This window comes from Pseudoalteromonas sp. Scap03 (assembly GCF_013393115.1).
In the GTDB taxonomy this organism is placed as follows: Bacteria; Pseudomonadota; Gammaproteobacteria; order Enterobacterales; family Alteromonadaceae; genus Pseudoalteromonas.
In genome coordinates, this window is sequence record NZ_VDEU01000001.1 from 2,241,634 (window position 1) to 2,253,927 (window position 12,294).

Consider the following 12,294-nt stretch of genomic DNA (forward strand, 5'->3'; position numbering starts at 1 on the left):
TACAAAAATAAGTAACTTAACTTAAATATGACACAATACCGATTTTTAAAAATGATCATTCTATCGTATTAAATGGCACACTTACTGCGTAAAGTTATTTATATAGAATAACTATATGTTATAGCTTTCGTCTTGTTATTACGTTATTTTCAGGCGCCATAATAGAACACTAATTTAATGCAATTGGTATGATAATTATAGGTGTTTTTACTAGAGGGAACTTTTATGGCTAATAAGCCAATAAGTGAAGATAATCCGTTTGCTAATTTATCTGATGTGCAGTGTGAGCACATCCAAAATTGGTATCAAAAACATATTTCTTTAACTTTAACCAACTTGCTAAAAGGTAGTAAGTCTGGCCAAGTAATAGACAGTAAATTAGAGCAGGCGTTAAACGAAGCATTAATAAACAGTAAACAAACCATAACCTATACAGGTGATGATAGTTCGCCTATAAAATTACAAAATGCCAGTGTATTGGCAGAGCTCAAAGATACACGTAATTTGTTTCATGGTGCGCAAGTCAAAATAAATAAATTAGAACAAAAAATAACAACAAGTGCTGACGAAATACAATTACTAGAGGCTCAAAAAAGCGAACTTCAATTAGAAGTACGCAGTTTAAAGCAACGATTAAACCATGTTTTATCGAGATTAGAATCACAAGGCGTCTCGTTTCAAAAAAGCCATTATGTTGGTCGTATATTGGTGCATGCTTTACGAGCAAGCTTTGAAAATTGGCAACAAACGCCCTCTGGTGAGTCTTTCAAAAATCATGACTTTTACAAGCTGTTTCCTCGGGTTTTGTACTCAAGTTTACTAAAAGAGATAGAAAAACTGCTAGGTGGGCATGATTATAATGAAATAGAACGCTCGTTGAGTGATTTTGTATTTCAACAAAAGGGTTCTCCAGTTGAGAATTGGCCGGATGAAGACCCGATATACGAGACACGATTAATTAACCAAAAACAGTCAGAACTATTAATTAAGCTACAAAGCCAACATCAGCAGAGAAAGAACTTTACCGCCTATTTAGAAAAACGTCTTGCTAATACTGGGTTTACTCATAAGCACAGTGATTTACTGATGACTTTAGTTGAGTTTGCGACAAATGATGAGAATAGTAAGTTTTCTAGTTACTGCCATTAATTAGCAGTATTTGTTTGGCTAGTCTGCAGTAAAGGTGTAATTAGAGGTGAATGTTGAAGCCCAAGTTGCTTTAGCCTAGCTGCAATATTGCCTTGCGTGAGTGCTTGCTTTACCCATTTATACAAGGTGCTTATATCTAGCGTGTGGTTTGGGCGAAGTAATAACTGATGATTATAGGTTTGTGCCACTCTCTCAGACACAAGTAGCAAACGCTTGCTTTTTGGATACTTGCTAAAGTATTGATTTAGGTAAGAACGAGTAACAATAGCGCTATCGCTGCGTTTTTTTAATACTAATTCAATACTTCTTTTATGGCTGCTTAATAAAGTCATTTTATATTCGTTTTCAAGAACTGAGGGGCTACTTTCGTAATTAGCTAACGGATAATGGTAGCCTAAAATACCCACCAAGGTTTTATCTGCTAAGTTATCAAACCAGGCTTGAGACTTGGCAAATTGCTTTAAAGCAATAAATACTTCTGTATCTATGGCTACAACAGGGGAGTTACTAATTACATTGTTTCCCTGTAGCCATCCCCAATCTGGGTTCTCAAAAAAAATCGAATCGAATAGGCCATTTTGGTAATCTTTAAAGCGACGAATGGGTGTGGTTAGTACTAATTCAAAATGATAAGAAGGCTGTATTTTATTTAGCTCGCTTATTAATTCAACGGTAAGACCAGAAGCACGCCCATCAACAATTTCTATATAAGGAGGGAACTCATAGCCACCTACTTTTACCACAGTTTTTGCATGAGCTTCTTCAACTGAAAAACCAAGTAAGGCTAGTAAAATGAGCGTAACAAACTTCATAGTTAAATCCTTCCTTAGCGTGCTTTTGATATATTAATTTATAAGATAGTCTATTTGTTAACATAGTATGAATTATCAAGCAATAAATTCTAACTTTGCAGGGTGATTAAATGGATGTTACTTGATATTTATTAAGCAAGTGTAGATCGAGTGCGCTTTTTTGGAGTGTTTTTGATATTGGGGGATTACCCAATGTCGGGTGGCGTGGCTTTGCCACTTAACCGACCTACGTTCCCAACAATTAACGTAGGTTGGATAAGCCGGAGGCGTCATCCGACGATGTTTAGTCGTTTATTATAAGGAGATTTTTTGTGAGATATCGTCGAAATTATCAACCAGGAGGAACGTATTTTTTTACGGTTAATTTGCAGGATCGTAAAAAATCATTACTGGTTGAGCATATTGATTTATTGCGTGAGGCTGTGCGCTGGGTAAAAATGCATAAACCATTTTATATTGATGCGTGGGTAGTGTTGCCTGATCATATGCATGCAGTGTTAACCTTACCCAAAGGTGATAGTTATTACTCTGGACGTTGGCGCGAAATTAAAAAACGTTTTTCTAAAGGCTTGCCTAAAAACGAACATTTATCACTCGCACGCGTTAATAAAAATGAACGAGGGATTTGGCAACGCCGCTTTTGGGAGCATACTATTGTTGATGAACGTGATTATTGGCACCACGTAAATTATGTGCATTTTAACCCGCTTAAACATGGTTTGGTTGAACGGGTTATTGATTGGCCTCATTCAAGCTTTCATAAAGCGGTCGCATCAGGAATGTACAGCCGCAATTGGTGTGGGGAATAATTAATACCTTATATGTGGGTGTTTCCCATACGTCCCCAATAATTAACGTAGGTTGGATAAGCCAGAGGCGTCATCCGACAATGTTGGATAATTCGAAGGCGTCATCCGACGATGTTGGATATTAATCAATATCGGTGCAGGTTTTGCTTTATGTTGGGTGATGTTTGGGGTCGGGGGTCACCAATGTCGGGTGGCGTGGCTTCGCCACTTAACCGACCTACGTTCTTTTTTTGAATTGGTACGACTGAGTGGATTCGAACCACTGACCTCTGGACCAGGTGATCAAGAGTAGGTAGTGCTTTTTCTTTTTTGATAGTGTAGATATGGAGATTGGTACGACTGAGTGGATTCGAACCACCGACCTTGGAGCGGGTGATTAAGAGTAGGTAGTGCTTTTTCTTGAGATGTTTTTTGAATTGGTACGACTGAGTGGATTCGAACCACCGACCCCTACCATGTCAAGGTAGTGCTCTAACCAACTGAGCTACAGTCGTACAATTTTAAATTCTTAAATTAAATATACTTTTAGGGGTGAAGTATATTTGGTACGACTGAGTGGATTCGAACCACCGACCTCTGGACCAGGTGATCAAGAGTGGGTAGTGCTATTTCCTTCAACGTACTTTAAATACATTATTTACTAATTTTGGTACGACTGAGTGGATTCGAACCACCGACCTCTGGATCGGGTGATCAAGAGTAGGTAGTGCTCTTTCCTTCAACGTACTTTAAATACATTATTTACTAATTTTGGTACGACTGAGTGGATTCGAACCACCGACCTCTGGACCGGGTGATCAAGAGTAGGTAGTGCTATTTCCTTCAACGTACTTTAAATACATTTTACTAATTTTGGTACGACTGAGTGGATTCGAACCACCGACCCCTACCATGTCAAGGTAGTGCTCTAACCAACTGAGCTACAGTCGTACTATAAGTCTACATACTATTTAATTCGTCCATGAAGCTTCATCCTGTCGGCGTCCTGCCTCCACCTCGTTCGGCTGCGAAGCTTCGCTTCGGTCCAATCTCGCCCAACTGAGCTACAGTCGTATTGCATGTATTTAAGAGTTGTTAATTGCTTAACAACGGTCGCTAATATATAGCGTGATGGGGAGTGAATCAAGCATGTTTATGCTATTTGAGTTTATTTGCCGTTTTTTTATTCATATTGGACTGATTTCACACGTTTTATAAAATTTTTGCCACCATATAACATGCTCTTTTGCTGACGATTTTAGCTGAGCGAGTAAGTTTTTAGCGTTTGGGTCAAGAAGAGCATTTATCTCTTCACTGCTTACTGCTTGATTAAACCACAGCTGCACATACAGCGGCTGCAATGTTTCTAAATAACCACTAAGCTGCGCTTGATAAGGCTGAATTTGTTTTAAATAATATTTATTGAATATATTACTGACAATTTTAGCTTGCTGCTTGTTTTTACCCTTTGGGCATATATCTTCTAGCGTTAAAGTATTTACAAACTGGGTGGCCGCATGATTTAAGCTAATTTGTTCACGCGCGGCATGAATAAGTTGTTGGTTAAACTCGTATTTGTTAAGCGGCTCAAGCGCTGACAAAATATCATCACTGTTTATTGCCATACTATTTTGGTTTTCTATTAGCTGTTTTATGGTAGTTAGCTTTTTAAGCCCCTCAACTGTGTCGCTAAACCCAGCTGGTTGAGTGCTGAGCTCTTGGCCGGTTAATTGCCAACTGCTGTTGAGCTCGGGTTCACTAAATAACATATTGTTGAAAAACTGAGTGAGCTGAGCTTGTTTTTGAGTTTTTGCCGCAGCAATTTTGTTGTAAATCTTGCTTTGTTTATCCAAGCTATTTAAACAGTTTTGCGCGCTTTGAATAAAATCTATTTGGTACTTCAATTGACTAGCGGCGGTGGCCGTTTTACCTAACTGATTATTATGCTCACTTATTAAAACGTTCAGTTTACATTGGCTAATACCAGCAAGTTCAGTTATACCAATTTTAATTGCGGGCTGAAAGGTATTTTTAGGCGCGACTAACGTGAGTTGTTGCAGTGGATTTCTCTTTGGCTCGGGAACTTGAAAGGTACTACTTAAGCGAGACAAATAAGTTTTATTTGCCTCACTGGGCTGCTCTGAGCAGCCAAAAAGAAATACACAACACACTGCCAGTAACCAACTAAGTGGCAGTGTGTTATTTATAGATTGTTTAAGAGAGAATAAATGGTTCACGTTTAAATCGCCTATGCACTGTCAGCATCAGTAGTACAGCTGCAACTGATAATCCAACGATAATGCCTATCCAAAAACCATGCGGGCCCATTGCTGGCACTATTAAGTCTGTTCTTGCTAATACGTAGCCTAAACTAAAGCCGATTAACCAATAAGAGATAAAAGTAATATAAGAAATAGGCGCGGTATGCTTTAACCCTCTCAATATACCATTTGCAGCTACTTGTAATGCATCAGGAAGTTGATAAATACAGGCTAAAATCATAATTGATGAAGCAAGTGCGAGTACCGCAGGGCTATCGCTATAAAGCTGGCTAATCACATCGCGACCTATAAAAGTAATAAAAGCGATAAATAGGGCGATAATTGCCGCTAAAATATAACTTGTAGACACGGCTACTTTTAATTGGTCTAAATGATTTTGCCCAAATAAATTACCAATTCGTATGCTAATTGCAATTGAGAGGCTAAGAGGCATCATAAATAATAGTGCCGTGACACTGGCTGCAATTTGATGGCCAGACACAGCCACCGCACCTAAGTGCGCAATAAATAAAGGTATACAGGCAAACAATGTTACTTCAAAAAAAGTGGCTAGTGATATAGGAATACCGAGTTTGGTAATAATACCTATGGTTTTAAAGTTAGGTTTTTCAAAGCCCGCTAATAAGCCTTTGGCGTCTACTTTTTTGCTGAGCTGGCAATAAGTCACCTGCGCAATGGCCATAACAGTAAATACGAGTGCGGTAGCGATACCACAACCGGCTCCGCCAAAAGCTGGTAGGCCAAATAAGCCATTGATAAAAATATAATTGAGTGGAATGTTTACCGCAAGCCCTAGTAGGCTAATATAAAATGCAGGCTTGGTCATCCCCATGCCTTCGGTCATATTTCTATAAACGGTAAAAATTAAAAAGCCAAACACACCCCACTTAACAAAATGAATGTAGTCAAAGGCAAGTCCAGCAATTGCTGGGGTGGTGTTTAGCTGTAAAATAACAGTATTGGCAAGCTGCGCCGCACTAAAACCAGCAATACTTAAAAGGAGTGTTAAATAAAGGGCTTGCTGAAAATAATGGCTGATGCCGTTACGATCTTTAGCACCAGCGAATTGGGCAATAACGCCCGTTAATGCTAATAAAACCCCTTGTATTGCTAATAAAATTGGGTTCCATATCCCCGTTGCAATTGATAGTGCAGCTAAATCGGTAGGGCTCACTTGTCCGGCCATAATGGTGTCAACCACAGACATTAGTACTAAAGTTACTTGTGCTAAAAAAACGGGAACGGCAAGAGAAAGTAAACGTTTGGCTTCCCAACTACAAAAAGTCATAAAAAACAGCTATTCAGAAAAACATAGTCGCATTGTAATCTATTGTGATCAGCCAAGCTATGCTGGTGGTCGGTGTTTGTATTTAATTCATCTTGGTGGTGAAAATAACCATGAATAAGTGCTATTAAGTGAATGATTTTGTCTTTTGATACGTTAAACTAGTACTTTGTAAGAAATAGAAGCGATTTTTATGTTTACCGGTATTATTCAAACTCAAGCAACGGTAGTTTCTAAAACCCATGCACAGGGCGTATTGCGTCTGGTAGTTTCTGTCAATGAGCAATACGTGAAGCATTTAGACTTAGGTGCCAGCATCGCTATAAATGGTTGCTGTTTGACTGTGGTAAAAGTAGAGCTAAGTAATCACGATGTGGTTGCTCAAGTGCATTTTGATGTTATTGACGAAACTCTGCAGCTAACTAATCTTGGGCAACTGGAATTGGGTAGTTTAGTTAATTACGAGCGTTCAGTGTCATTTGGTACTGAGTTGGGTGGGCATATTGTATCTGGACATATTCATTGCACCGCAAAAATTGCGCAAATAGTGAAGTTAGAAAACAACTACAAAATACAGCTCAGCCTGCCACAAAAATGGCAAAAATATGTGTTATACAAAGGATTTGTATCTGTTAATGGTGCAAGTTTAACGGTGGGTAATATTGATGAGTTTGGCTTTTGGTTGCATCTAATACCAGAAACACTCGATATAACTAATTTAGGTGAAGCCGTTGTGGGTGATGAGTTTAATATTGAAGTCGACCAGCAAACCTACACAATTATAAACACCGTTGAAAACTACATGCGCCAACATAGCTAAAATATTTGTTCGTCATCGCTGTCCACATGTAACTCTAACTTGTTACGTGCATAGTCTATATGCATGTTCAAGTGTATAAGGTTACAACAGGCACTACATTCTTCATAGTAGTCTTGATCGCCCATACTGGCATCGAGATCTAAATGAATATGGTGTCCACAATGTGGACAGGCGATGCGTTGTGATAAAAAGTCTTTCATAATAACACCTCATAAAAACTAAGTTTTTTTACGTGGGTAGCACACAACGGGCTTACACTAAATATAGTGCTTATATCTTGTTTACTGCATTTATTTTAGTTTACGAGTTTAGTCTAGTAAGTTTATTAGTTTATCAACGTGCTCTTTAGCCTGATTTAGATAATGACCCGCAAAAATGTTAGCGTTGTTTAAAACAGGGTAAAGCTGATAAACAAGCTTACGTTGCTCATAACCCTGTGCTAAAGGGTAGTGGTGCTTGTAGGTATCATAAAAATCCTCTGGAAGGGGAGCATAGAGCTCGCTCATAGCAATATCGACTTCCCGATCACCGTAATAGCAGGCGGGGTCAAACAAGGTCGGAATGTTATTTACAAAGCCCAGGTTACCACGCCAAAAATCGCCATGTAATAATGAGGGTAAAACATGATGATTATGCAGTGTCTCTTTTACTAAATTTATTAGTTGTTCGGGGTCTGAAAGTACAATGTCTTTTTCAGCTAATAGTTGTAATTGCCAACCAATACGTTCTTCTGCAAAAAATACATCCCATTTTTTATGCCACTGATTAGGCTGAAGCGTTGAGCTTAAATAATTGTCGGTATCAAAACCAAACATCGCTTGCTGGTGTTTTTGATGTAACATGGCAAGATGCTCCCCCATAGTTGACCAATGAGTGTGGGGAAGCTCGTCAAATGTAAGCCATTCTAATACAATGAAGGCGTATTCTATATTGGCCCCAGTTATAATACAGTCTGGCACCATAAATACACTGTTTTGAGTAAGCTGTTTTAAGCCTTGAGCTTGAGCCTCAAAGCGCTCTAGCTCATGTTTTTGCCCAACTTTAACTAAGTAATTGTGCTTGCCATCGCTTAAATGAAACAACTTATCGGTGGATGTGTTTTGCAACTGACGTTTATGGGTGTGTTTAAAATCATAATGGATAGCCTGGCTGATCTCTTGATTGATTGTTTTCCACATAACAATAGTCACCTTTTAAACCTATAAATAAACTATGGCAAAAAGGGATTAAATAAACAAATTAATCGGTGTAAAATTAATACTATCAATTTCTGATACAAATCACTGAAATGGAATAAAAATGAATAAAAGTTTTATCACTAACTTATTAGCAGCGTGTTGTGTTGTTATTGGTTTTGTATTTGAACAAACCATTGTACTTTCTGTGGGCTTATTTGCACTCTCCGGTGCAGTTACAAACTTACTCGCTATTCATATGCTGTTTGAAAAAGTGCCGTTTTTATATGGTTCGGGTGTGATTGCACTTAAGTTTGAAAGTTTTAAAGTGGCTATAAGAAACTTAATACTTACGGAGTTCTTTTCTGAGCATAAAATAGACAAGCTTCTAAGCAAGGCTCAACCAACGATAGACTTTGAGTCAGTTATTTATAAGGTGGATTTAAATCCCGCATTCGATAATTTGTTAGTGGTTATTGAGCAATCACAATTTGGTAGCATGCTTGCAATGTTTGGCGGCACTGAAGCCGTTGAGCCAATGCGAGAAAAGTTTATTGAAAAAATGCAATCATCACTGGTGCAAATAAGCGACACCGACGATTTTAAAACACTATTAAGCGATATGTTAACCCAAGGTAATAACGCGGAAAGTTTGCATAATACGGTGCTTAAGTTAGTGGATGAACGCTTAGATGAACTCACCCCTAAAATGGTGAAAGAAATAATTCAAACCATGATCCGCGAACACTTAGGTTGGCTCGTTGTATGGGGTGGGGTGTTTGGTGGCTTATTTGGTTTGTTGGCAGCGCTTATTTAATAATAAATATACGTTAAGCAGGTACTAAGCCCTGCTTAACGTGTTTGACTCGAGTAAATTAAACGCATTTAAAACCTGTAATATTATTTAGACCCCGCCATAATAACCACAAGCGGTTTGTTTGCTTTTGCTAAATCTCTTATTGACGTACTAGTAGATGCTTCAATATTTAAAAAGCGTGCTGATTTATTTAAATCATACAGCGTTACAAAGTCACCCACTGATAAATCATTACAGAGTAATTTTTTGCTAATTACATGTTTATCTATACGTAGATCTTTCATTGTTCTGAGCAGTGTCAGTCTTTTGTTAGATGCAACGGCCATGCAAGCTTGGGTACCGGGTGATGAATCAGCGGCAACAAAAGTGGCCGCCATTACAGGAGCTGTTAATGTTGCTGCGCCCAATAATACAGTTGAATATAGAGTTGCTTTGAAAGAAATCATAGTATTTGCCTCTTTGTTTATATGCAACTTAAGTATTGCTTAATGTAGCCGAAATGTTGTTAACTGAATGGGGTAAGCTGTAAGAAGATGTGTATATAAATTGTGCAATTTTGTAGGTGTATGAAAAGTTGTTCATAAGTAACCTGAATTATGGATAATAAATCTATCTCAAGCAGCTATTTTCAGCGCTAACTGCGTTGAATTTACTTGCAATAGGCTCGCTATTGACGCGAAAATTCGCCTTGTTTTCACTGTAAATTTCTGGCTGGAGAAAACAAACCAAATTATTAATATAATTCAATATTTTAGTAAATCTCTTAACCAGAGTTCAGGTTAAGTAATTTATTTTTGACACACTTTAGCGTTTTCCTACTGAAATATTTTTTCAGGCTGTTATTATCGCGCCCTAAATTTGTGGCATTTTATATTTTTGGAGCGCAATTGTGAATAAAACGTTAGCAAGTTACTACCAGCAAGCTTATGCGTGTGAGCAACAGCATTTTAACCAATGTTTTTATTGCGGCTGTGAGGCAACAGAGCGCGATCATTGCCCGCCATTGCATATGCTACAAAGTATTATTGATCTAGGTGAAGAAGCTGACTTTGTTGCCATTGCAGCCTGTTACGAATGCCATGCATTACTTCACAATGAGCGATTAATGACCATTGATGAGCGATTTAGCAAACTTAAAAAGAAATTATCTAATAAGTATGCAAAACCTCTGCGTGTTTACAACATGTGGGAAGAAAACGAACTCGCTGATATGAGTGATGAATTTGCGCATAGTATTCAAGCAGGTATGAAGCTAGGTAAAGAAGCGGCTGAGCGACTAGCCTTTACGGGCTTTAGTTATGCCACTGAGGAAGCACGTGTCACAGTGCGTGAAAAAACTAAAGAGTTTGATGTTGAAGGCACTGTATTTACCGATTTCAAAGAAGCGCTTAACTATTGCATTACTGTATTAAAAGTACAAAAAAGTGACTTTTATAAAATTTTAGTGGAAGACTATCAAGGTGATTTTAATAAGGCATTGAGTCAATACAGACATCGTCATGATAAAGTTACAGCCGCAAAAGATGGTAATACATTGATTAAAGATTTTTCAAAATTACATAAGCAAAATTCGGATTTTGTAACACGAACGGTTAAACACTTTATAAGTAAAGATCCATCGCTCACCACCGAAGGAGCTCTGGATAAGCTTTATAACAATTATATAAAAAAATAATTACAGAAATTCACCTTAAATAACCGCCTTTTCACCTGTTTTTTTAGCTTTATGCGTTTGCTTTCGCTAAAGTAGTAAAAAAACAGGAGAACCTAAAAACATGCAAAAATTTGCTCCCTCATTGTTAGCTGTTGGTTTAGCAGCAGCACTTGTTGGTTGCCAAGAAAGCGGCCCACAAGATGACAAAGTAACCATTAATAAAAACCCATACCCAAGTACTTACCAACCGGTAGCGACATCAAGCACGTTAATCACCAATGCGACTGTATTAACAGGGACGGGTGAGCGTTTAGATGAAGCTGATGTATTAATTGTCGACGGTAAAGTGCAGCAAATTGGTAAAGATTTAACCGCTGATGCAGATACCACCATCGACGCACAAGGTAAATGGGTAACACCAGGCATTATTGACGTTCATTCACATTTAGGTGCTTATCCAAATCCATCGGTTGAGTCTCATCAAGATGGTAACGAAATGACCAGTCCAAATACTGCAGAAGTATGGGTTGAGCATTCAATTTGGCCACAAGATCCAGGTTTTAATCGCGCACGTGAAGGCGGTATTACGTCATTACAAATTTTACCGGGTTCGGCTAATTTATTCGGTGGACGTGGCGTTACCCTTAAAAATGTACCGGCTCACACCATGCAAGGAATGAAATTTCCTGATGCGCCATACGGTTTAAAAATGGCATGTGGTGAAAATCCTAAACGTGTTTACGGTCGTAAAGGCGTATTACCGATGACACGTATGGGTAATATGGCAGGATATCGCACAGCATGGATTGGCGCTCAAGAATATAAGCGTGAGTGGGATAAATACGATGCTGATTACGCTGCGGGTAAAAACCCAGAAGCTCCACATCGTGATATTAAATACGATACATTACGTGGTGTTTTAGAAGGTGAAGTTCGTATTCACAATCACTGCTACAAAGCAGAAGAAATGGCGATGATGATCGACCTTTCTAAAGAGTTTAATTACCATGCCGGCACATTCCACCACGGAATTGAAGCCTATAAAATTGCTGATTTATTAGCTGAAAATGGCTCGTGTGCAGCACTTTGGCCAGACTGGTGGGGCTTTAAAATGGAAGCCTACGATATGGTGCAAGAGAACGTAGCTATTGTTGATGCAGTTAAAAACTCATGTGCTGTTGTGCACTCAGATTCTGATACGACGATTCAACGCTTAAACCAAGAAGCCGCAAAAGTAATGTACAGTGCAAACCAAAATGGGTTTGATATTTCTGAGCAACACGCGATTAAATGGATCACGTCTAACGCCGCTAAATCATTAGGCATTGAAGATAAAACAGGTTCACTTGAAACAGGTAAACAAGCTGATGTTGTTATTTGGAATCAAAGCCCGTTTAGTGTTTATGCAAAAGCAGAGCAAGTGTTTGTTGATGGTGCAAAAGTTTACGATAGAAACGATAGCGCATTCCAAGCACAAAGTGATTTTATGTTAGGTCAACAATAAGGAGCACC

General features: G+C 38.4%; 12 protein-coding genes and 2 tRNA genes. 6 read left to right on the top strand and 8 right to left on the bottom strand.

Annotated features, from left to right (window positions below; translation table 11 throughout):
- Positions 1-225 precede the first annotated feature (225 nt).
- A complete protein-coding gene (locus tag FHG08_RS10200) occupies positions 226-1,149 on the top strand; it encodes a hypothetical protein (protein ID WP_178955816.1) in 924 nt (307 codons plus the stop codon).
- On the opposite strand, the gene FHG08_RS10205 is transcribed toward FHG08_RS10200, so the two are convergent.
- Positions 1,146-1,961 carry an amino acid ABC transporter substrate-binding protein gene (locus tag FHG08_RS10205; RefSeq protein WP_178955818.1) on the bottom strand — a complete coding sequence of 272 codons (816 nt, stop codon included), beginning with the start codon at positions 1,959-1,961 and terminating at the stop codon, positions 1,146-1,148. The genes FHG08_RS10200 and FHG08_RS10205 overlap by 4 nt on opposite strands.
- A 311-nt stretch (positions 1,962-2,272) precedes the next feature.
- Here FHG08_RS10205 and FHG08_RS10210 point away from each other — a divergent pair, with 311 nt between their 5' ends.
- Positions 2,273-2,770, top strand: a complete 498-nt coding sequence (locus tag FHG08_RS10210; protein ID WP_178955820.1) for a transposase — start codon at positions 2,273-2,275, stop codon at positions 2,768-2,770.
- Between the two features lie 417 nt (positions 2,771-3,187).
- Here FHG08_RS10210 and FHG08_RS10215 read toward each other — a convergent pair.
- From FHG08_RS10215 to FHG08_RS10230, 4 genes are all read right to left on the bottom strand, one after another.
- Positions 3,188-3,264 (bottom strand) — tRNA-Val (locus FHG08_RS10215).
- A 359-nt stretch (positions 3,265-3,623) separates the two neighbouring features.
- A tRNA-Val gene (locus FHG08_RS10220) sits at positions 3,624-3,700 on the bottom strand.
- A gap of 236 nt (positions 3,701-3,936) precedes the next feature.
- Positions 3,937-4,986 carry a DUF3080 family protein gene (locus FHG08_RS10225; protein ID WP_178955822.1) on the bottom strand — a complete coding sequence of 350 codons (1,050 nt, stop codon included), beginning with the start codon at positions 4,984-4,986 and terminating at the stop codon, positions 3,937-3,939.
- The gene (locus FHG08_RS10230; protein ID WP_178955824.1) at positions 4,964-6,319 is read right to left on the bottom strand and encodes an MATE family efflux transporter; all 1,356 of its coding nucleotides are present in this window, start codon (positions 6,317-6,319) and stop codon (positions 4,964-4,966) included. The genes FHG08_RS10225 and FHG08_RS10230 overlap by 23 nt, the downstream gene beginning before the upstream one ends.
- Positions 6,320-6,509: 190 nt before the next feature.
- Here FHG08_RS10230 and FHG08_RS10235 point away from each other — a divergent pair, with 190 nt between their 5' ends.
- Positions 6,510-7,136, top strand: a complete 627-nt coding sequence (locus FHG08_RS10235; protein WP_054200746.1) for a riboflavin synthase — start codon at positions 6,510-6,512, stop codon at positions 7,134-7,136.
- Here the strand turns inward: FHG08_RS10235 and FHG08_RS10240 are convergent.
- Both FHG08_RS10240 and FHG08_RS10245 read right to left on the bottom strand, forming a co-directional pair.
- A complete protein-coding gene (locus FHG08_RS10240; RefSeq protein ID WP_008464077.1) occupies positions 7,133-7,336 on the bottom strand; it encodes a CPXCG motif-containing cysteine-rich protein in 204 nt (67 codons plus the stop codon). The genes FHG08_RS10235 and FHG08_RS10240 overlap by 4 nt on opposite strands.
- 108 nt (positions 7,337-7,444) lie before the next feature.
- Positions 7,445-8,314 (bottom strand): fructosamine kinase family protein, encoded by an 870-nt coding sequence (locus FHG08_RS10245; RefSeq protein ID WP_138604918.1) that lies wholly within the window; start codon positions 8,312-8,314, stop codon positions 7,445-7,447.
- Between the two features lie 121 nt (positions 8,315-8,435).
- On the opposite strand from FHG08_RS10245, the gene FHG08_RS10250 reads away from it, so the two are divergent.
- Positions 8,436-9,128: a DUF445 domain-containing protein gene (locus FHG08_RS10250; protein ID WP_178955826.1), complete on the top strand. Its 693-nt coding sequence runs from the start codon at positions 8,436-8,438 to the stop codon at positions 9,126-9,128.
- Positions 9,129-9,211: 83 nt separating this feature from the next.
- On the opposite strand, the gene FHG08_RS10255 is transcribed toward FHG08_RS10250, so the two are convergent.
- Complete coding sequence (locus FHG08_RS10255; RefSeq protein WP_178955828.1) at positions 9,212-9,574, bottom strand: DUF3718 domain-containing protein; 363 nt, start codon at positions 9,572-9,574, stop codon at positions 9,212-9,214.
- Between the two features lie 443 nt (positions 9,575-10,017).
- On the opposite strand from FHG08_RS10255, the gene FHG08_RS10260 reads away from it, so the two are divergent.
- Positions 10,018-10,803, top strand: coding sequence for a hypothetical protein (locus tag FHG08_RS10260; RefSeq protein ID WP_178955830.1), 786 nt, complete (start codon positions 10,018-10,020; stop codon positions 10,801-10,803).
- Between the two features lie 100 nt (positions 10,804-10,903).
- The gene (locus FHG08_RS10265) at positions 10,904-12,286 is read left to right on the top strand and encodes an amidohydrolase (protein WP_178955832.1); all 1,383 of its coding nucleotides are present in this window, start codon (positions 10,904-10,906) and stop codon (positions 12,284-12,286) included.
- Positions 12,287-12,294 lie beyond the last annotated feature (8 nt).